Origin of the sequence: Streptomyces cynarae, from assembly GCF_025642135.1 — a bacterium.
In the GTDB taxonomy this organism is placed as follows: Bacteria; Actinomycetota; Actinomycetes; order Streptomycetales; family Streptomycetaceae; genus Streptomyces; species Streptomyces cynarae.
In genome coordinates, this window is sequence record NZ_CP106793.1 from 4,257,292 (window position 1) to 4,277,978 (window position 20,687).

Genomic DNA, 20,687 nt, shown 5'->3' on the forward strand with positions numbered 1-20,687 from the left:
GAAGAAGTTAACGACGGAACCACACACCAGGTTCCGCAGCGACTTCATTGCCCGGCGTGACCTGCCGTGATACACACAGTGACCATACGCCCCTTCACCCACCGGTCCACGCCGCTCGCGAGGGTCCCACGCGGGCCGGACGCAAGGGACACGTACGAAACCCGCCAATCAATGACGCCAAGTCGACATACGACAGCGGCATTGTCGGCGAGAATGGCCCTGACCCCTGCGACGGTGGCAGGGGGTACGGAACAACCCAACAGGGGCGGTGACTTACATGCATCTCGCGGCCGCAAAAGGCGACATCAACACGATCATCGGCGGTATCGCCCCAGACTGGGGACCGTTCGGCAGCCTGGGCAACGAGGCTCGCGTGATGGTCGAGGTGGTGATGGCCGTCGCCATCCTGCTCTGCCTGGCGATCGCGATCTGGGGCGCGGCCAAACAGCGCATCGGCGCGACGGCCCTGCGCGACACGTTCAGCGCCGAGCAGGGCAAGGGCCTCATCATCGCGGGTCTGACCGGGGTCTTCATCATCGGCTCCCTGGGCACGCTGTTCACGATCGTGTACGGCATGGCCGTCTAGGCCCGGCCCCGGACCGCCGGGCCCAGCTGGCGCACCGTCAGTCCCCGGCCGGGCGCGCCCGGTAGCCCCTCCGACCCATTCGTCCGTCGTCGCGCCCACCGGCTGAGGTTGCGTTTCCCTGATGTCGAGTCACCACACCGCGCCCGCGCGGCAACCAGCACGACTACCGTCGTACTACGCGGTTCGAAGCGGCCAACAGCTGAAGGGGGCGTGCGCGGCGTGAGTCTCGGTGACGGTGCCTCCGGCGGGGGCGACACGGAGTACGGCGGAGTCGGGCAGACCCGCACCCGGCTGCCGGGCGGCCGGAGCGGTGACGTGTACGGGGGTGCCCGGCGGGGCCGGTCCTCGTCCCGGAGCCTGGTCACGGTGGTCGGCGTGGTCGTCCTCCTGATCGCAGCGATCGCCTTCGCGAACCGCGGGGACGGGGGTTCGACATCTGCGGACGGCAACGAGACCAAAGCGGGCGCGGCCCCTACGGCGGCTTCGGGGGCACGACCGGTGCAGTCGAAGACCGGGGGGATCCCTTCGGGCTTCGCGCGTGATCAGCAGGGGGCGGAGTCGGCTGCGGCCAACTATGCGGTGGCGCTGGTTTCTGCCGACATCCTCAAGCCGGCGCGGCGCAGCCAGATCCTGCAACAGGTGTTCGTCCCCAGCCAGGTTTCCACGCTCGAGGCCAAATTCACCAAGGTGTACAGCAAGGATTTCCTGAACAAGCTCGGCCTGGATGAGAACGGCAACCCCATCGGGGGCCACACGTACGTCTCGCGCACCATGCCCATCGGCACCAAGACCACGCAGTACTCGGACACCGCCGCGACCGTCGAGGTCTGGTGCACGGGCGTCTTCGGCACGACGGGCGACACCTCGACCAACCCGGTCAGCAACGACTACTTCACCATGACGCTCCAGATGCGCTGGTCCGGCGGCGACTGGAAGGTCGACAGCTTCTCCCAGAAGGAAGGGCCTGCGCCGGTCAACGGCGACAACAAGGTCTCAACGTCCGAGGAGATCTCGAAGGCCGTCGAGGAGTTCGGAGGCTTCACCTATGCCCGGTAGCCCGCGCCGCACCCTCAAGATCACTGCAGCGCTCACAGCCCTGCAGACCTCTGCCGTCCTGTTGGCCTCCCGAGCCGCTGCAGCGCCCTCCCCTTCTCCGTCCCCATCGCAGAACACGTGCGACCTCATCGTCGGACCCGCCAGGAGCCGCTGCGAGCAAGACAACGGCTCGAACTCCGGGGGCGGTCCATCCATCGTCCCGGACAGCAACCCCCTCGACCCCCTCTCCTCCCTCGCAAAGGGCTGTGCCAAAGCCGCCTCCTGGACCATCGACAAGCTCAGTGAGGCCGTGAAGGAGACCGCGAGCGTCGACTTCACGAATCAGAAGTTCCTCCAGCAGTACGCCATCGTCTTCGCGGCCTCCGCCATCCTCACCCTCGTCCTGTGGCTGCTGGCCGTGGCCAAGCGGGCCGTGCGCGGTGTGCCCCTGGGCACCGCCATCAGCGAAGCCGTCGGCTTCCTCTGGCTCACGGTGCTGGCCTCCGCCTTCACCCCGCTGATCCTGTACACCGTCGTCTCGGCGACCGACGCCGTCAGTGACGTCCTGGCCAAGGCCACCGGCGACCAGACGACCACGTTCTTCGGCACCTTCTCCGGCGCGCTCAGCAAGGGCACCGACATCGGCGGCGGCCCGATCATGCTGATCATCGTCTCGCTGGTGTCGATCCTCGCCGCCGGCGTCCTCTACCTCGAGCTGTTCCTGCGGGCCGTCCTCCTCTACGTCGGCGCCCTGCTCGGCGTCGTCGTCTACTCCGGACTCGTCGACAAGAACCTCTGGGGCCACGTCCGCCGCTGGGCGGGCATCATGATCGCGGTCATCCTGGTCAAGCCGGTCATCGTCATCGTGCTCGGCCTCGCCGGCGCCCTCGCCGGCGAGGGCGGCCCGGACTCGCTCGCCGCCGTGGTCTCCGGTCTCGCCATCATCCTGCTCGCCATCTTCTCGAGCGCCATGATCTACCGGTTCGTGCCCGGTTTCGGCGACGAGATCGCCAACTCCCGCAACAACCGCATCATGCAGGGCGCCGAGCGCAAGGCCGCCGCCGTCATCAGCTCCCCGGCGACCCTCGTCGCCCAGGGCATCAAGACCCACAGCACCCGTGCCGACAGCAACGGCGGCGCGTCCGCGGGCGCGACCCAGCCGCCCCGCCCCGCCAACCCGGCCTCCGGCGGTGTGGCCGCGCACAGCACCCGCACCCCAGGCGGCGGAGCCGTCCCCTCCGCGCCCCCGCCACGGACCAGCCCCGCCCAGTCACCGCACGCCGGCAGCACCCGCAACAGCAGTACCAACCGCACGGGAGGTGAAGGGCGTTGACGACCGAGTCCCACGTGTCCCATCCGGTCACGCCCCGCCGTACATATCTGATCGGCCGCGCCCGGCCGAACGCGATCATCGGCCGCAACCGCGAGACCGGTGAGATCGCGCTGATCATCGCGGGCGCGTTCCTCGGCATGATGTGCGGGCTCCTCGTCCCCGTCCTGTCCCTGCGCATCGTGCTGCTGATGGGCTTCCCGCTGCTCGCGCTGGCCGCCGTGTACGTGCCGTACAAGCACCGCACGTTCTACAAGTGGTTCGAGATCAACCGCAGTTACAAGCGCACCCTGCGCCAGGGCGCGACGTACCGGTCCACGGCCATGGAGGCCGGCACCGGGCTCGACGGGCGCGAGGTCGAGATCGGGCCGCCCCCGGGCATCGGCCGCATCTCCTGGCTCGCCGCCCCCTTCGGACCCGACGAGATCGCCGTCCTCCTGCACGCCGACCGCAGGACGGTCACCGCCGCGATCGAGATCGAGGGCCCCGGCGTCGGCCTGCGCGACAGCGAGGACCAGGAGGCCCTCGTCGACCGCTTCGGCACCCTGCTGAAGCACGTCGCGAACGGCGACGGCTTCGTCACCCGCCTCCAGATGCTGGCCCGCACCCTGCCCGCCGACCCGGACGCGCACGCCAAGGACGTCTCCCAGCGCGGCGACGAGCGCTCGCCGACCTGGCTGCGGCAGTCCTACGACCAACTGCTGTCCATGGTGTCCACCAGCAGCGAGCAGCACCGCGCCTACCTCGTCGCCTGCATGCACTACACCCGTGAGCTGGCCGCCGAGGCGCAGGCCATGGCGCGCGCCGCCAGGCCGCAGAGCGGCAAGAAGGTCGACCGTGACGCCGGGCTCGCGGTGGTGATGGCCCGCGAGCTGACCGACATCTGCTCCCGGCTCCAGGAGGCCGACATCCGTGTCCGGCAGCCGCTGGGACAGGGACGGCTCGCCTCCCTCATCCACTCCATGTACGACCCGGACCACCCCATCGACCACATCCAGGCGATGACCAAGCGCAACGCCTGGCCCGCCGAGCTCGACGCCACGGAGCCCACCTACCTCCAGGCCAAGACCCGCGAGTCCTCCACCCGCGCGCCCTGGTGCCATGCCACCGCCTGGGTCAAGGAGTGGCCGATGACCCCGGTCGGCGTGAACTTCCTCGCGCCCCTCCTCGTCCACACCCCGGACGTCATCCGCACCGTCGCCGTCACGATGGACCTCGAACCCACCGAGATCGCCATCGAGCGCATGCTCACCGAGAAGACCAACGACGAGGCGGAGGCGAGCCGCGCCGCCAAGATGAACCGCACCGTCGACCCCCGCGACATCGCCGCCCACTCCCGCCTCGACCAGCGCGGCGAGGACCTCGCGAGCGGCGCCGCGGGCGTCAACCTGGTCGGGTACATCACCGTCTCATCCCGTTCCCCGGAAGCCCTGGCCCGCGACAAGCGGACCATCCGTGCCTCGGCAGGCAAGTCGTATCTGAAGCTGGAGTGGTGCGACCGCGAGCACCACCGGGCCTTCGTGAACACGCTCCCCTTCGCCACCGGCATTCGGAGGTAAGGCCCTGATGCGGGATCCGCTGTCCGTCCTGACCGACGCCTTCACGTCCTTCCTCTTCGGCAAGGTCGAGACGACCCGGCTGCCCGTCCGCACCTCCACGGGCCAGGCCCAGGCCGTCTACCTGCCGACGGCCGCACCCGGCCTCGGCGACTCCGGCGTCATCATCGGCCGCGAGGTCTACTCCGGGAAGGGATACATCTACGACCCCTTCCAGCTGTACGGCCAGCAGCTCCCGGCTCCGCACTGGCTCGTCCTCGGCGAGTCCGGCAACGGCAAGTCGGCGCTGGAGAAGACGTACGTCCTGCGCCAGCTCAGGTTCCGCGACCGGCAGGTCGTGGTCCTGGACGCGCAGGGCGAGGACGGCGTCGGCGAGTGGAACCTCATCGCCGAGGAGCTGGGGATAACACCCATCCGGCTCGACCCGATGGCCGCCCTCGACCACGGCATCCGGCTCAACCCGCTCGACCCCGCGATCACCACGACCGGACAGCTGGCCCTGCTCCGCACGATCATCGAGGTCGCCATGGGCCACGGCCTGGACGAACGGTCCGGCTTCGCCCTGAAGGTCGCGCACGCGTACGTCAACGAGACGATCGTCGAACGCCAGCCCGTGCTCACCGACATCGTCGAGCAGCTACGGCACCCCGAGCCCGAGTCGGCGGAGGCGATGAACGTCGCCCTGGACGACGTACGGGCCTGGGGGCTGGATGTGGCCCTCGTCCTGGACCGCCTGGTCGACGGCGACCTCCGCGGCATGTTCGACGGCCCGACCACGGTCGGCATCGACCTCGACGCCCCGCTCATCGTGTTCGACCTGTCCCACATCGACCGCAACTCCATCGCCATGCCGATCCTGATGGCGATCGTCGGTGTGTGGCTGGAGCACACCTGGATCCGCCCCGACCGGAAGAAGCGCATCTTCCTGGTCGAGGAGGCCTGGCACATCATCAACAGCCCGTTCGTCGCCCAGCTGTTCCAGCGACTGCTGAAGTTCGGCCGGCGCCTCGGCCTGTCCTTCGTGGCCGTGGTCCACCACCTGAGCGACGTGGTGGACGGAGCGGCGGCCAAGGAAGCGGCGGCGATCCTGAAAATGGCGTCGACCAGGACCATCTACGCCCAGAAGGCCGACGAGGCACGAGCGACGGGCCGGGTCCTCGGCCTGCCGCGCTGGGCGGTGGAGATCATCCCGACGCTCACCCCTGGTATCGCGGTGTGGGACGTCAACGGCAACGTACAGGTCGTCAAACACCTCGTCACGGAGATGGAACGGCCGCTGGTCTTCACCGACCGCGCGATGACGGAGTCGTCGAGCGACCGTCTGCGGGACGACGCGCTGCGCGCCGCGGAGCTCGAGGCGGAGGAACGCGCGGCGGCATTCGTCGAACAACGACTGAGCGATCTGGACGGCTCGTCCGAGACCACGGTGGCGTAGGGACATGGACGACATGGGGTTCTTGGAGTCCCGATGAGACCAGGCACGGAGCGGCAGGAGCGGCAGGCGCGGCGGCAGGACGGCCAGGGCGGTGTGCCCGACGGGCTGTTGGTGGGCCTGCTCGCCTTCCTGCTCGGCGTGACGCTGATGGTGTGGTCGGCCACGGGCCTCGCGGGCTGGTTCGCCCGGGGCGCGTGGCCGCACGGCGTACGGATCAGCAGCACCCCGGTGGCCATGCGCCACCTGATCACCGAACCCCACGACATCACGGGCGCGTGGCCGGACACACCACCGGACCAGCTCTCCGGATACGGGCTGTTCTGGGGCCTGTTCATAGGCGAACTGATGGTGCTGTTCGTGCTGACGGTCTTCGCGATCGGCACGGTGGCACGGTGGAGAGCCGTACGGGTCCGGAGGAAGGCGGAGGCGGCGGCCGGCGGGCGGCACGGGGACGTGGCAGTAGGACCACGCGTGGACGTCGCCGTACGACCGCACGGGGACGTCGCCGTGGGACCGCGCGGAGAGACGGCCTGGAGACCGCAGGGGGCGGTGCCCGATCTGGCGGCCGGTTCGCTCACCGCCGCTGCCCCGGACTCGTCGGCCCCCTACCCCGCCGCGGCCCCGGCCGCCGCACCCCTATCCGAGCACCTCGGTACTAGACCGCCGACGCCGGCCACCGGCCCGGCTCCCTCCACGACAGGTGTCGAACAGGCCCTGCCCGTGACCCCCGCGCTCGCGGCCCCCGGCACCCCTGCTCCCGTCCCTGACAGCCGGAGGGCGCCCTCCGTCGTCCTCGGCGGCCCCGACGTCCGTCATCCCGTCGCCGCCCAGGCCGTGCGCGACGCGGAGGGACCGGCGCTCGTCATCACCTCCAGCCCCGCCCTGTGGTCCGAGACCAAGGACGCCCGCGCCAAACTGGGGCCCGTCCTCCTCTACGACCCCTCCCACCTGTGCGACACCCCGGCACGGCTGCACTGGTCGCCGTCCGCCGGCTGCGAGGACAAGGCGACCGCCGCCGCACGCGCTGTGGCGCTGCTCGCCCCCGTCCGCCCCACGGCCCGCATCGACCAGGCGGTGGCCGATGTGGCGGAAACGCTCCTGCGGAGCTATCTGCACGCCGCCGCCATAGAGGGCCGCACCATCCGGCACATCCACCGCTGGGCCCAGGGCACACAGGTGCAGGAGGCCGTACGCGCCCTGCGGACGAACCCCAAGGCGTCGTCCGGCGCGGCCGGCGAACTGGAGGCCGCGCTCACCTCGCACCCCGAACGCAGGGACATGGCGCAGGAACTGACTGCCCGCGCACTGTCCTCTCTCTTCACGGTCAATATCCGCGAGGCATGCACACCCAACCGAAATGACAGCCTCGCCTTGGATTCCTTCGTCAACGAAGGGGGCACACTTTATGTGGTCGGTGAATCCATCGAGGATCCCCGCCAGCACCCCGGCGCGATGCCGCTGCTGACGGCCCTCGCCTCCAGCGTGGTCGAGCGCGGCCGCCGCATGGCCGAACGGTCATCCTCCGGTCGCCTCGACCCACCACTCACCCTGGTCCTGGACGACGTGGCAGCGGTGGCACCACTGCCCCGGCTCCCGGATCTCCTGACGGCGGGAGCGGACCAGGGCCTGCCGACCCTCGCCCTCCTCCGCTCCAGGGAACAGGCCCGCAGCCGCTGGCCCCAGTACGAACTGCCCGTGTAGCCGTCCCCGGCCGGCCCCGCCTACGGCCGCTCGATCGCCATTTCCAGTTCCTGCTCCTCGCCACCGACCGCGGACACCGGCACGGTGACCCCGGTCGGCGTGAACCCCGCCTTCCGATAGAACGCCTGGGCGCGACCGTTGTCCTCGTGCACGATCAGCCGCACACGCTCAACGCCACGGCTCCAGGCCCACTCCAGGGCCTCGTCGAACAACACCTCGGTCAGCCCGCACCCGCGGTGCTCGGGCCGCACGTACACGCCGACGACATGCCCCTGCCGCCGGTCGACCGGAAACCCGGCCCAGTCCTTGGTGCCGGCCTCCTCCAGCAGCACGGTGACGGTGCCGACCCACTCGCCGTCCGGGCCCTGCGCGACGATCTGGTGGACGCCGGACGCCCCCTCGGCAGCGCCGGCTGCTCGCTCCTGCCAGAAGGAGTCTGGCTTGGCCAGGGCCTCGTCGTACGTTTCCAGGAAGGCGAGGTGTGCCACGGGGTCCTGGAGCGCGAGGAGCCGCAGTGCCTTCACAGCAGGCCACTCCTCGGCACGTATTCCACGAACGACATATGTCTCAGCGATCTCGGGACTGCTCATGGAGGCAACCGTACGTCACCCGTCGCCGGCCCCGTCACGGGACGCGAAAAAGCCCCAACTCACCGGGCTCACCCGGGAGTTGGGGCTCTTTCTCAAGAATTGTTCGGCGGTGTCCTACTCTCCCACAGGGTCCCCCCTGCAGTACCATCGGCGCTGTAAGGCTTAGCTTCCGGGTTCGGAATGTAACCGGGCGTTTCCCTCACGCTATGACCACCGAAACACTATGAAACTGACAACCCGGCCGCCGTGACAATCACGGCGGGGTTGTTCGTGGTTTCAGAACCAACACAGTGGACGCGAGCAACTGAGGACAAGCCCTCGGCCTATTAGTACCAGTCACCTCCACCCGTTACCGGGCTTCCAGACCTGGCCTATCAACCCAGTCGTCTACTGGGAGCCTTACCCCATCAAGTGGGTGGGAGTCCTCATCTCGAAGCAGGCTTCCCGCTTAGATGCTTTCAGCGGTTATCCCTCCCGAACGTAGCCAACCAGCCATGCCCTTGGCAGAACAACTGGCACACCAGAGGTTCGTCCGTCCCGGTCCTCTCGTACTAGGGACAGCCCTTCTCAAGACTCCTACGCGCACAGCGGATAGGGACCGAACTGTCTCACGACGTTCTAAACCCAGCTCGCGTACCGCTTTAATGGGCGAACAGCCCAACCCTTGGGACCGACTCCAGCCCCAGGATGCGACGAGCCGACATCGAGGTGCCAAACCATCCCGTCGATATGGACTCTTGGGGAAGATCAGCCTGTTATCCCCGGGGTACCTTTTATCCGTTGAGCGACGGCGCTTCCACAAGCCACCGCCGGATCACTAGTCCCGACTTTCGTCCCTGCTCGACCCGTCGGTCTCACAGTCAAGCTCCCTTGTGCACTTACACTCAACACCTGATTGCCAACCAGGCTGAGGGAACCTTTGGGCGCCTCCGTTACCCTTTAGGAGGCAACCGCCCCAGTTAAACTACCCATCAGACACTGTCCCCGATCCGGATCACGGACCCGGGTTAGACATCCAGCACGACCAGACTGGTATTTCAACGACGACTCCACCCGAACTGGCGTCCAGGCTTCACAGTCTCCCAGCTATCCTACACAAGCCGAACCGAACACCAATATCAAACTGTAGTAAAGGTCCCGGGGTCTTTCCGTCCTGCTGCGCGAAACGAGCATCTTTACTCGTAGTGCAATTTCACCGGGCCTATGGTTGAGACAGTCGAGAAGTCGTTACGCCATTCGTGCAGGTCGGAACTTACCCGACAAGGAATTTCGCTACCTTAGGATGGTTATAGTTACCACCGCCGTTTACTGGCGCTTAAGTTCTCAGCTTCGCCCACCCGAAAGTGAGCTAACCGGTCCCCTTAACGTTCCAGCACCGGGCAGGCGTCAGTCCGTATACATCGCCTTACGGCTTCGCACGGACCTGTGTTTTTAGTAAACAGTCGCTTCTCGCTGGTCTCTGCGGCCACCCCCAGCTCAGGAAGCAAGTTCCCTCACCAGACGTGGCCCCCCTTCTCCCGAAGTTACGGGGGCATTTTGCCGAATTCCTTAACCATAGTTCACCCGAACGCCTCGGTATTCTCTACCTGACCACCTGAGTCGGTTTAGGGTACGGGCCGCCATGAAACTCGCTAGAGGCTTTTCTCGACAGCATAGGATCATCCACTTCACCACAATCGGCTCGGCATCAGGTCTCAGCCACAAGGTGTGCGGATTTGCCTACACACCGGCCTACACCCTTACCCCGGGACAACCACCGCCCGGGATGGACTACCTTCCTGCGTCACCCCATCACTCACCTACTACCAGCTCGGGTCACCGGCTCCACCACTCCCACCAACGTCAAAGACGGTGGCAGGCGGCTTCACGGGCTTAGCATCACTGGATTCGATGTTTGACGCTTCACAGCGGGTACCGGAATATCAACCGGTTATCCATCGACTACGCCTGTCGGCCTCGCCTTAGGTCCCGACTTACCCTGGGCAGATCAGCTTGACCCAGGAACCCTTAGTCAATCGGCGCACACGTTTCTCACGTGTGAATCGCTACTCATGCCTGCATTCTCACTCGTCAACCGTCCACAACTACCTTCCGGCGCTGCTTCACCCGGCAGACGACGCTCCCCTACCCATCACAGCCTCCGTTGGGAGTACATGCTGCAATGACACGACTTCGGCGGTACGCTTGAGCCCCGCTACATTGTCGGCGCGGAATCACTAGACCAGTGAGCTATTACGCACTCTTTCAAGGGTGGCTGCTTCTAAGCCAACCTCCTGGTTGTCTGTGCGACTCCACATCCTTTCCCACTTAGCGTACGCTTAGGGGCCTTAGTCGATGCTCTGGGCTGTTTCCCTCTCGACCATGGAGCTTATCCCCCACAGTCTCACTGCCGCGCTCTCACTTACCGGCATTCGGAGTTTGGCTAAGGTCAGTAACCCGGTAGGGCCCATCGCCTATCCAGTGCTCTACCTCCGGCAAGAAACACACGACGCTGCACCTAAATGCATTTCGGGGAGAACCAGCTATCACGGAGTTTGATTGGCCTTTCACCCCTAACCACAGGTCATCCCCCAGGTTTTCAACCCTGGTGGGTTCGGTCCTCCACGAAGTCTTACCTCCGCTTCAACCTGCCCATGGCTAGATCACTCCGCTTCGGGTCTTGAGCGTGCTACTCCAACGCCCTATTCGGACTCGCTTTCGCTACGGCTACCCCACACGGGTTAACCTCGCAACACACCGCAAACTCGCAGGCTCATTCTTCAAAAGGCACGCAGTCACGAGACACCAGCAAGCTGATGTCCGACGCTCCCACGGCTTGTAGGCACACGGTTTCAGGTACTATTTCACTCCCCTCCCGGGGTACTTTTCACCATTCCCTCACGGTACTATCCGCTATCGGTCACCAGGGAATATTTAGGCTTAGCGGGTGGTCCCGCCAGATTCACACGGGATTTCTCGGGCCCCGTGCTACTTGGGTGTCTCTCAAGCAAGCCGCTGACATTTCGACTACGGGGGTCTTACCCTCTACGCCGGACCTTTCGCATGTCCTTCGTCTACATCAACGGTTTCTGACTCGCCCTACGGCCGGCAGACCGTAGAAGAGAGATCCCACAACCCCCCAAACGCAACCCCTGCCGGGTCTCACACGCTTGAGGTTTAGCCTCATCCAGTTTCGCTCGCCACTACTCCCGGAATCACGGTTGTTTTCTCTTCCTGCGGGTACTGAGATGTTTCACTTCCCCGCGTTCCCTCCACACTGCCTATGTGTTCAGCAGTGGGTGACAGCCCATGACGACTGCCGGGTTTCCCCATTCGGAAACCCCCGGATCAAAGCCTGGTTGACGACTCCCCGGGGACTATCGCGGCCTCCCACGTCCTTCATCGGTTCCTGGTGCCAAGGCATCCACCGTGCGCCCTTAAAAACTTGGCCACAGATGCTCGCGTCCACTGTGCAGTTCTCAAACAACGACCAACCACCCATCACCCTGCCGAAAAACAGCAAGTTCACTGGGGCCGGCATCGAAGGACGACCAAACGGCCGCACCCTCAGACACCCAACAGCGTGCCCGACCAGTCCAGTCCACCGATGCTGTGTTCCACGCCGAAGCAGTACTAACAGTCCAGTGACCCCGAACAGGCCGAGTAGTCAACGTTCCACCCATGAGCAACCAGCATCAGACGTTCGCCGATGTACTGGCCTCTGACCAGCCGAAGCTGGTGAGAAGTGCTCCTTAGAAAGGAGGTGATCCAGCCGCACCTTCCGGTACGGCTACCTTGTTACGACTTCGTCCCAATCGCCAGTCCCACCTTCGACAGCTCCCTCCCACAAGGGGTTGGGCCACCGGCTTCGGGTGTTACCGACTTTCGTGACGTGACGGGCGGTGTGTACAAGGCCCGGGAACGTATTCACCGCAGCACTGCTGATCTGCGATTACTAGCGACTCCGACTTCATGGGGTCGAGTTGCAGACCCCAATCCGAACTGAGACCGGCTTTTTGAGATTCGCTCCACCTCACGGTATCGCAGCTCTTTGTACCGGCCATTGTAGCACGTGTGCAGCCCAAGACATAAGGGGCATGATGACTTGACGTCGTCCCCACCTTCCTCCGAGTTGACCCCGGCGGTCTCCCGTGAGTCCCCAGCACCACAAGGGCCTGCTGGCAACACGGGACAAGGGTTGCGCTCGTTGCGGGACTTAACCCAACATCTCACGACACGAGCTGACGACAGCCATGCACCACCTGTACACCGACCACAAGGGGGGCACTATCTCTAATGCTTTCCGGTGTATGTCAAGCCTTGGTAAGGTTCTTCGCGTTGCGTCGAATTAAGCCACATGCTCCGCCGCTTGTGCGGGCCCCCGTCAATTCCTTTGAGTTTTAGCCTTGCGGCCGTACTCCCCAGGCGGGGCACTTAATGCGTTAGCTGCGGCACGGACGACGTGGAATGTCGCCCACACCTAGTGCCCACCGTTTACGGCGTGGACTACCAGGGTATCTAATCCTGTTCGCTCCCCACGCTTTCGCTCCTCAGCGTCAGTATCGGCCCAGAGATCCGCCTTCGCCACCGGTGTTCCTCCTGATATCTGCGCATTTCACCGCTACACCAGGAATTCCGATCTCCCCTACCGAACTCTAGCTAGCCCGTATCGAATGCAGACCCGGGGTTAAGCCCCGGGCTTTCACACCCGACGTGACAAGCCGCCTACGAGCTCTTTACGCCCAATAATTCCGGACAACGCTTGCGCCCTACGTATTACCGCGGCTGCTGGCACGTAGTTAGCCGGCGCTTCTTCTGCAGGTACCGTCACTTGCGCTTCTTCCCTGCTGAAAGAGGTTTACAACCCGAAGGCCGTCATCCCTCACGCGGCGTCGCTGCATCAGGCTTTCGCCCATTGTGCAATATTCCCCACTGCTGCCTCCCGTAGGAGTCTGGGCCGTGTCTCAGTCCCAGTGTGGCCGGTCGCCCTCTCAGGCCGGCTACCCGTCGTCGCCTTGGTGAGCCGTTACCTCACCAACAAGCTGATAGGCCGCGGGCTCATCCTGCACCGCCGGAGCTTTCCACACGCATCAGATGCCTGAGCGTGTCGTATCCGGTATTAGACCCCGTTTCCAGGGCTTGTCCCAGAGTGCAGGGCAGATTGCCCACGTGTTACTCACCCGTTCGCCACTAATCCACCCCGAAGGGCTTCATCGTTCGACTTGCATGTGTTAAGCACGCCGCCAGCGTTCGTCCTGAGCCAGGATCAAACTCTCCGTGAATGTTTTCCCGTGATCGGGATGAACACCACGAGAGCGGAACTAAGAGGAGGAATAATCCCCTCGGTTCACAGCGTCCTCGCTGTGTTATTTCAAAGGAACCTCGTCACCGGAAGGATCCGGTAGACGGGGTATCAACATATCTGGCGTTGACTTTTGGCACGCTGTTGAGTTCTCAAGGAACGGACGCTTCCTTTGTACTCACCGGAGAGACTTGCTCTCTCGGCTTTCCTCCGGGCGCTTCCCTTCGGTGTTTCCGACTCTATCAGATCTTTCCGATCCGATTTCCTCGGTGCTTTCCGGCCTTTCGGCCTTCCGGCTTTGTCGACTCTATCAGATCCCTCAGTTCCCTTCGGGGTCCGACGCCCAGTCAACCGGGCTTGTCCTCGCGGCTTTTGGGCCGTTCCGACGTCTCCGACTCTAGCGGATCTCTCCGGCGATTCCCAATCGAGCGGATCGGGGTCGCCGTACCCAATCAAATCCAATTTCGGGCACGCCGAAATCGACCCGGTTGGGAGATCGTGCTGAGTGGTTTGTTGCCGCTGATGCGGCGGGAGGTGCTGCCGCAGAACCGTTACGGCCCCGTGGCAACCCGAAGAACTTTACGGATCGGGGGGTGGACTGTCAAGCCTCCCCAACCTGGCACCGCGTCAAACCTGCGGGCGGCGTCAGTCCAGGTCGCTGAGGCGACCGCCGGCGTCCGGCTGCGCATCCTCCACGCGGCGCAGCAGGCGCGTCAGCACGTCGCCCAGCACCGTGCGTTCCTCGGGCGAGAGGTCCTGGAGGAGGTCCTCCTCGAATCCGGAGGCAAGGCGCATCGCCTCCAGCCACTTCTCACGACCTTCGTCGGTCAGCTCGACGATGACGCGGACGCGGTTGGCCTCGTCGCGCTCCCGGGTGACCAGCCCTTCGCCGACCATGCGGTCGATGCGGTGGGTCATCGCGGCCGGCGTCAGACCGAGCCGCTTGGCCAGGTCGCTGGGGCCCATGCGGTAGGGGGCGCCGGAGAGGACGAGGGCCTTGAGGACTTCCCAGTCGGTGTTGCTGATACCGAGCCCGGCGGTCTGGCGGCCGTAGGCGACGTTCATCCGGCGGTTGAGCCGGGACAGCGCCGAGACGATCTTCTCCACCTGCGGGTCCAGGTCCTGGAACTCGCGCTGGTAGGCGGCGATCTGTTCGTCGAGGGTCGGCTCGCTCACGCCGGGGGTGTCACCCATGGCCGCAGTATGACACGCGGCCGCTTGGCGTTGAACTCCTTCAAGGTGTACTGTTCAGCCTCGAAATTTAGCTTCGAAGTCTTCAGGGTTAACCGCTTCAGAGGTAAGACCTCGGCTCTCGGCGGCCCGCTTCTCAAGGAAGGTGAAAGTGACCAGGGCGATGGGCGCAGCGATGCGCCGGATCCACGTGGGTAACGCACTCAGCGCGTTCGGCCTCGGCTTCACCGTCCCCTATCTGTACGTCTATGTGGCGCAGGTGCGGGATCTCGGTGCTGTGACGGCGGGTCTCGTACTCGCCGTCTTCGCTGTGGCCGCGCTGGTCGTGCTGCCGTTCGCCGGGCGGGCCATCGTCCGGCGCGGCCCGCTTCCGGTGCTGCTCGCCGCCCTCGTCATGGCCGCGGCGGGCTCGCTGAGCCTGGGTGTCGCGGCCGGCGCGGTGAGCGTGCTGCTGTCGGCGGCGCTGCTCGGGGCCGGGCAGGCGGTGATGCAGCCGGCGCTGGCCACGATGATCGTGGACTGCTCGGTCGCGGAGACGCGGTCGCGCGCCTTCGCGGTGCAGTTCTTCCTGCAGAACCTGGGGCTCGGGGTCGGTGGGCTGATCGGCGGGCACCTCGTCGACGTGTCGCGGGCGGCTTCCTTCACGCTGTTGTTCGCGATCGAGGCGGCGATGTTCCTCCTGCTGGTCGTGGTCATGGCGACGGTGCGGATACCGCGGGCGCCGAGGATCGAGGAGACGGCGCCGCGGGGCGGCGGGGCGAGCTGGAGGCAGCTGCTGGGGAACCGTGCCATGGTGCAGCTCTGTGTGCTGGGCTTCGTGCTGTTCTTCGCGTGCTACGGACAGTTCGAGTCGGGGCTGAGCGCGTACGGCGTGGAGGCGGCCGGGATCTCGACGTCCGCCCTGGGTACGGCGCTGGCGGCGAACACGGCGACGATCGTGGTGGCGCAGTTCGCGGTGCTGAAGTTCGTGGAGCGGCGCAGGCGGACGCGGGTCATCGCGGCGGTGGGGCTGATCTGGGCCGTGGCGTGGGCTGTCGCGGGATACGCAGGCCTGGGTCACGGCAGCCGGGAGATGGCGACGGCCGCGTTCGTGTCGACGTACGCGCTGTTCGGACTGGGTGAGGCGATGCTGTCGCCGACGGTCGCGCCGCTGGTGGCGGACTTGGCGCCGACGGGGATGGCGGGGCAGTACAACTCGGTGTTCGCCCTGGTGAAGCAGTTGGCGCTGGCGGTGGGGCCCGCGGTGGGTGGTCCCCTCGCGGCGGCCCTGCCGGGGCCCTACGTCGTGACCTTCCTGCTGTGCTCGCTGGGCATCACGGTGCTGGCGGTGCGGCTCGGGCGGCTGCTGACGCCGGCGCAGAACCGGCCGTCGCTGGGCAGGAGCCGGGTGGTGGCCCAGGGGGGTACGTCGGCGGAGCCGGCATCGGCGCGCACCTGAGCACCCCGCCCCGGGAACTCAACCGTCGGCCTTCGGCAGGGCGAACTCGCACCACACCGCCTTACCGCCCCCGGGCGTCCTCCGTGACCCCCAGCTCGACGCGATCGCCGCCACGATGGCGATGCCCCGGCCCGCTTCGTCCGCGGGTTCCGCGCGGCGGCGCCTCGGGAGGTGGTCGTCGCCGTCCGTGACCTCGATGATCAGACGGCGGTCCGTGCGGCGCAGGCGCAGCCGCATGGGCGGTGTGCCGTGCTGCAGCGAGTTGGCGACCAGTTCGCTCGCCGCCAGGACCCCGTGATCGTGCAGGTCCGCCGGGAACCGCCAGCTCGTCAGCACACCGGAGGCGAACGCACGCGCGCGTGGCGCCGCCTCCACCCCGCCCAGCAACTCCAGTGCGGCGTTGCGGAACAGCTCGCCGTCCGGTCCCGTCCGGGCCGGGTGCTGGAGGACCAGGACCGCCACGTCGTCGTCGTGGCCCGCCGTGACGCCCGCCGAACGGAGCAGGCGGTCGCAGATCACCTGGGGTGTGCCCGTGGCGCCGGCGAGCGCACCCGCGAGAGCCGCGATGCCTTCGTCCAGGTCGGCGTCGCGGCGTTCCACCAGGCCGTCGGTGTAGAGGACGGCCGTGGATCCCGGTGTCAGCGGTACCGAGCCGGAGGAGTGCATCCAGCCGCCGGTGCCGAGGGGTGGGCCGGTGGGTTCGTCCGCGCGCAGGACGTTGCCGCTCTCGTCGCGGACCAGGATCGGGAGGTGGCCGGCCGAGGCGTACACCAGCCGGCCCTCGTTCGGGTCGTGGACGGCGTAGACGCAGGTCGCGATCTGGTTGGCGTCGATCTCCGTGGCGAGGCCGTCCAGGAGCTGGAGGACCTCGTGCGGGGGCAGGTCCAGGCGGGCGTACGCCCGCACCGCGGTGCGCAGCTGGCCCATCACCGCCGCCGCGCGGACGCCCCTGCCCATGACGTCACCGATCACCAGCGCGGTGCGGCCGCCGCCGAGGGTGATCACGTCGTACCAGTCGCCGCCGACCGCGGCCTCGGTGCCGCCGGGCTGGTAGGTGGCGGCGATGCGCAGATCGTCGGGTTGTTCGAGTTCCTGGGGCAGCAGGGAGCGCTGGAGGGTCACCGCGGTCCTGCGCTGCTCGCGCTCGCTGGCGCGCAGCCGTTCGGCGGCGTCGGCGTGGTCGGTGACGTCGGCCGCGAAGACGAGCACGCCCCGGGACTTGTCGTCGGGCGCGTCCACCGGTGTGCAGGTGAAGGTGTACGAACGGCCGCCGGGCGCCTTGCGGGACTTGACCGTGCGCGGCTTGGAGCTGCGCAGCACCTGGTCGAGGAGCGGGAGGAGGCCCAGTGCCTCCAGCTCGGGCAGTGCCGCGCGCGCGGGTTCGCCGACCGGGCGGGCGCCGAAGGCCGCCGTGTAGGCGTCGTTCACGTAGGCGACGCGGTGGTCGGGGCCGTGCACCAGGGCGACGAGGGCGGGGATGCGGTCGAGGACCTCCCGCGCCGGCAGTTCGTCGAGGGCGGGCACGCTCGGCGTGTCGTCGGTGAGCCGCTCGGCACGGGCCACGGGCACGGAGCCGTCCCGCCGGTCCGGTGAGACCGCATGGTCGGTCCGCGCTGCGGCGCGGCGCTGCGTTCCGGGGAGCCGGGCGCTCCAGCGCGTGAAGTTCACCGATTCCTTGCCTCGTCGTTGTCGTCTCCGGCCGGCTCCGGATCCGGGCGGGGGTCCGGGGGCCAGTCCCCGGGGGTACGGCGCTGTGGGGAAAGCCTGATGGGTGCGTCAGGGCGAGGGTCGGCCCGCCCAGGTCGTGGACCAGTCTGGCCGACCGGACCGACATCCGTCAGACGTCGGTGTTTCCGGCGGAGTTCCTGGGTCCGCTCAGTTCGACCCCTTCGGGTCTGAAGAATGCTTTCCACCGGCGGCCAGTTCGAACTCCGCACGGGGATGTTCGAGTGAACCGAGCGACACGATCTCCCTCTTGAAGAGGCCTGCCAGCGTCCATTCGGCCAGTACGCGCGCCTTGCGGTTGAAGGTGGGCACCCTGCTGAGGTGGTACGTGCGGTGCATGAACCACGCGGGCCAGCCCTTGAGCTTGCGCCCGTAGACGTGGGCGACCCCCTTGTGCAGCCCCAGGGACGCCACCGAACCGACGTACTTGTGCGCGTACGTCTCCAGGGGTTCGTCGCGCAGCGCGTGCACGATGTTGTCGCCGAGCACCCTGGCCTGGCGCAGCGCGTGCTGGGCGTTGGGTGCCGTCTCCCTGCCGGGCTCCTCGGCGGTGACGTCGGGGACGGCGGCCGCGTCTCCCGCGCCCCACGCGTGCGTGACGCCGTCCACGGTCAGCTGCGGCGTGCACTTCAGGCGCCCGCGCTCGTTCAGCGGCAGGTCGGTCGCGGCGAGGATCGGGTGCGGTTTCACACCGGCGGTCCACACGACCGTACGGGTCGGGAAGCGGGAGCCGTCGGAGAGGACGGCGACCCGGTCGGCGCAGGACTCCAGGCGGGTCTCGAGGCGCACGTCGATGTTGCGGCGGCGCAGCTCGGTGACGGTGTAGCGGCCCATCTCCTCGCCGACCTCGGGGAGGATGCGGTCGGAGGCCTCCACGAGGATCCACCGCATGTCCTCGGGCTTGACGTTGTGGTAGTAGCGGGCGGCGTAGCGGGCCATGTCCTCCAGCTCGCCGAGCGCCTCCACGCCGGCGAAGCCGCCGCCCACGAAGACGAAGGTGAGGGCCGCGTCGCGGATCGCGGGGTCGCGGGTGGAGGAGGCGATGTCCATCTGTTCGATGACGTGGTTGCGCAGGCCGATGGCCTCCTCGACGGTCTTGAAGCCGATGCCGTGGTCGGCGAGACCGGGGATGGGGAGGGTGCGCGAGATGGAACCGGGTGCGAGGACGAGTTCGTCGTACGCGATCTGTTCCGTCTGTCCGGTCTCCTCGCTGGAGAGCGTGGAGACGGTGGCGATCCGCTTGGCGTGGTCGACGGCCGTGGCCTCGCCGATGAGGACGTGGCAGTCCGGCAGGACGAGGCGCAGCGGGACGACCACGTGGCGCGGCGAGATGGCGCCGGCAGCCGCCTCCGGCAGGAACGGCTGATAGGTCATGTAGGGGTCGGGCGAGACCACCACGATCTCCGCCTCGCCGCGGCGGAGTTCCGCCTTCAGCTTCCGTTGCAGGCGCAGCGCCGTGTACAGGCCGACGTAGCCGCCGCCGACGATGAGGATGCGCACACACTTCGGGGGTTCGGGGGGTGTCGCCCGGTGGAATGCAGCCGTCACCTTCCCATGAGGCACCCGGCGCCCGAATTTGTCCACAGGCCCGGCAAATTGTGTGACGGGACGGACGCCTGGGGCAGGGTTGGCCGAATCACCGGCGTGCGAGGAATCTCTGCAGGTCAGCGTGGGTGTGAGCGGTTACTACGGGGGGTACGAAAGGGGCGAATCCGGCCGGTACTCCGATCGGGGGGCGACCCGCCCGGAACGCGCCCCTTCTGAATTGACTCCCGCTCAACTATGTTCGTGCCTTGACGGGGTGTAGGGGGATGCGCTCGGGGGTCCGCGACGGGCGGGCCCGGTCACGTACGACGCCTGTTCCGTACGCTCCGGTTTTCAGCAGCGGGGAGAGTCTCCGGGGGGAGACGTCAGGACCGGGGGAACACTTATGCACATTCAGGACTCTCATTGGTCGTCCGCGTCCGCCGTAGCGGCGGCGGGCACGGTGAGCGCGGCGGCGGAGAACGGACGCGGGGAGGGTGCGCGGACGACGCCGCTGCGTGTGGACGCACAGCGCAATCTGGAGCACGTACTGCGCGCGGCACGCGAGGTCTTCGGCGAGCTGGGGTACGGCGCGCCGATGGAGGACGTGGCGCGACGCGCGCGGGTCGGCGTCGGCACCGTGTACCGGCGCTTCCCGAGCAAGGACGTCCTGGTGCGGCGGATAGCCGAGGAGGAGACCTCCCGGCTGACCGAGCAGGCCAGGGCTGCGCTCGGTCAGGAGGACGAACCGTGGTCGGCGCTCTCGCGCTTCCTGCGCACATCGGTGGCGTCGGGCGCGGGACGGCTGCTGCCGCCGCACGTGCTGCGGGTGGGGGTCGCCGAGGAGGGCACGGAGGGGTCCGACGCGGGGTCGGTGGACGGGGCCCGGGTGCCGCAGCAGCGGTCGGAGTCGTCCACCGAGCTGCGGCTCGTGGAGCAGCGGTCCGCGCCGGAGCCCGACGACGCCGGAGCGGCGACGCTGCTGGAGGTCGTCGGGCAGCTCGTGGAGCGGGCACGGGCGGCGGGTGAACTGCGGCCGGACGTCACCGTGTCGGACGTGCTGCTGGTGATCGCCACGGCGGCACCCTCACTGCCGGACGCCGCCCACCAGGCGGCGGCCTCGGCGCGGCTGCTGGACATCCTCCTGGAGGGCCTGCGGTCCCGTCCGGTGTGAGCCGGGCCGGCCGCCGCGCCGCCCAGGGAGGACCGCCGCGGCGCGCCGCCGGGCCCGAGGGACCCGGCGGCGCTCGCGGACCGCGCGGAGGTGCGGTTCACCCGCCGACGCGGCCTCCGAC

At 67.3% G+C, this 20,687-nt stretch carries 12 protein-coding genes and 3 rRNA genes; 8 read left to right on the forward strand and 7 right to left on the reverse strand.

The genetic code is table 11. The features are described from left to right. Nucleotides 1–277: 277 nt before the first annotated feature. The 6 genes from N8I84_RS19535 (at nucleotide 278) to N8I84_RS19560 (ending at nucleotide 7,643) form a co-directional block, all read left to right on the forward strand. A complete protein-coding gene (locus N8I84_RS19535; RefSeq protein WP_043441655.1) occupies nucleotides 278–586 on the forward strand; it encodes a hypothetical protein in 309 nt (102 codons plus the stop codon). A 219-nt stretch (nucleotides 587–805) separates the two neighbouring features. Further along, nucleotides 806–1,642 (forward strand): hypothetical protein, encoded by an 837-nt coding sequence (locus N8I84_RS19540; RefSeq protein WP_263230733.1) that lies wholly within the window; start codon nucleotides 806–808, stop codon nucleotides 1,640–1,642. Further along, nucleotides 1,632–2,954 carry a hypothetical protein gene (locus N8I84_RS19545; RefSeq protein ID WP_263230734.1) on the forward strand — a complete coding sequence of 441 codons (1,323 nt, stop codon included), beginning with the start codon at nucleotides 1,632–1,634 and terminating at the stop codon, nucleotides 2,952–2,954. Before N8I84_RS19540 ends, N8I84_RS19545 begins: the two co-directional genes overlap by 11 nt. Next, nucleotides 2,951–4,510 carry an SCO6880 family protein gene (locus N8I84_RS19550; protein WP_263230735.1) on the forward strand — a complete coding sequence of 520 codons (1,560 nt, stop codon included), beginning with the start codon at nucleotides 2,951–2,953 and terminating at the stop codon, nucleotides 4,508–4,510. Before N8I84_RS19545 ends, N8I84_RS19550 begins: the two co-directional genes overlap by 4 nt. A 7-nt stretch (nucleotides 4,511–4,517) precedes the next feature. Further along, nucleotides 4,518–5,942, forward strand: a complete 1,425-nt coding sequence (locus tag N8I84_RS19555) for an ATP-binding protein (RefSeq protein ID WP_263230736.1) — start codon at nucleotides 4,518–4,520, stop codon at nucleotides 5,940–5,942. Between the two features lie 33 nt (nucleotides 5,943–5,975). Beyond that, the gene (locus N8I84_RS19560) at nucleotides 5,976–7,643 is read left to right on the forward strand and encodes a type IV secretory system conjugative DNA transfer family protein (RefSeq protein WP_263230737.1); all 1,668 of its coding nucleotides are present in this window, start codon (nucleotides 5,976–5,978) and stop codon (nucleotides 7,641–7,643) included. A gap of 20 nt (nucleotides 7,644–7,663) precedes the next feature. Here the strand turns inward: N8I84_RS19560 and N8I84_RS19565 are convergent, their stop codons facing one another. The 5 genes from N8I84_RS19565 to N8I84_RS19585 all read right to left on the reverse strand — a co-directional run bounded on the left by N8I84_RS19565 (nucleotide 7,664) and on the right by N8I84_RS19585 (nucleotide 14,708). After that, entirely contained in the window at nucleotides 7,664–8,233 is a 570-nt protein-coding gene (locus N8I84_RS19565; protein ID WP_263230738.1) for a GNAT family N-acetyltransferase, read from the reverse strand. Nucleotides 8,234–8,334: 101 nt separating this feature from the next. Continuing rightward, nucleotides 8,335–8,451: ribosomal RNA gene (gene rrf / locus N8I84_RS19570) — 5S ribosomal RNA — on the reverse strand. 88 nt (nucleotides 8,452–8,539) lie between these two features. Next, a 23S ribosomal RNA gene (locus tag N8I84_RS19575) occupies nucleotides 8,540–11,663 on the reverse strand. A gap of 305 nt (nucleotides 11,664–11,968) precedes the next feature. Next, a 16S ribosomal RNA gene (locus N8I84_RS19580) occupies nucleotides 11,969–13,494 on the reverse strand. The 16S, 23S and 5S rRNA genes sit together here, the layout of an rRNA operon. Nucleotides 13,495–14,159: 665 nt before the next feature. Continuing rightward, nucleotides 14,160–14,708 carry a MarR family winged helix-turn-helix transcriptional regulator gene (locus N8I84_RS19585; RefSeq protein ID WP_263230739.1) on the reverse strand — a complete coding sequence of 183 codons (549 nt, stop codon included), beginning with the start codon at nucleotides 14,706–14,708 and terminating at the stop codon, nucleotides 14,160–14,162. A 160-nt stretch (nucleotides 14,709–14,868) separates the two neighbouring features. Between N8I84_RS19585 and N8I84_RS19590 the strand changes: the two genes are divergently transcribed. After that, nucleotides 14,869–16,143 (forward strand): MFS transporter, encoded by a 1,275-nt coding sequence (locus N8I84_RS19590; protein WP_263234818.1) that lies wholly within the window; start codon nucleotides 14,869–14,871, stop codon nucleotides 16,141–16,143. An 18-nt stretch (nucleotides 16,144–16,161) separates the two neighbouring features. Here N8I84_RS19590 and N8I84_RS19595 read toward each other — a convergent pair whose 3' ends face one another. Both N8I84_RS19595 and N8I84_RS19600 read right to left on the reverse strand, forming a co-directional pair. Continuing rightward, entirely contained in the window at nucleotides 16,162–17,811 is a 1,650-nt protein-coding gene (locus tag N8I84_RS19595) for an ATP-binding SpoIIE family protein phosphatase (protein ID WP_263230740.1), read from the reverse strand. A 207-nt stretch (nucleotides 17,812–18,018) separates the two neighbouring features. Then, a complete protein-coding gene (locus tag N8I84_RS19600) occupies nucleotides 18,019–19,416 on the reverse strand; it encodes an NAD(P)/FAD-dependent oxidoreductase (RefSeq protein WP_390898922.1) in 1,398 nt (465 codons plus the stop codon). 382 nt (nucleotides 19,417–19,798) lie between these two features. Here N8I84_RS19600 and N8I84_RS19605 point away from each other — a divergent pair, with 382 nt between their 5' ends. Further along, nucleotides 19,799–20,566, forward strand: coding sequence for a TetR/AcrR family transcriptional regulator (locus tag N8I84_RS19605; RefSeq protein WP_263230741.1), 768 nt, complete (start codon nucleotides 19,799–19,801; stop codon nucleotides 20,564–20,566). Nucleotides 20,567–20,687 lie beyond the last annotated feature (121 nt).

Bases quoted from the DNA above. Each gene is read 5' to 3' on its own strand.
- N8I84_RS19535 (WP_043441655.1), top strand. From the start codon at position 278: ATGCATCTCGCGGCCGCAAAAGGCGACATCAACACGATCATCGGCGGT.
- N8I84_RS19545 (WP_263230734.1), top strand. From the start codon at position 1,632: ATGCCCGGTAGCCCGCGCCGCACCCTCAAGATCACTGCAGCGCTCACA.
- N8I84_RS19555 (WP_263230736.1), top strand. From the start codon at position 4,518: ATGCGGGATCCGCTGTCCGTCCTGACCGACGCCTTCACGTCCTTCCTC.
- N8I84_RS19560 (WP_263230737.1), top strand. From the start codon at position 5,976: ATGAGACCAGGCACGGAGCGGCAGGAGCGGCAGGCGCGGCGGCAGGAC.
- N8I84_RS19565 (WP_263230738.1), bottom strand. From the start codon at position 8,233: ATGAGCAGTCCCGAGATCGCTGAGACATATGTCGTTCGTGGAATACGT.
- N8I84_RS19585 (WP_263230739.1), bottom strand. From the start codon at position 14,708: ATGGGTGACACCCCCGGCGTGAGCGAGCCGACCCTCGACGAACAGATC.
- N8I84_RS19590 (WP_263234818.1), top strand. From the start codon at position 14,869: ATGGGCGCAGCGATGCGCCGGATCCACGTGGGTAACGCACTCAGCGCG.
- N8I84_RS19605 (WP_263230741.1), top strand. From the start codon at position 19,799: ATGCACATTCAGGACTCTCATTGGTCGTCCGCGTCCGCCGTAGCGGCG.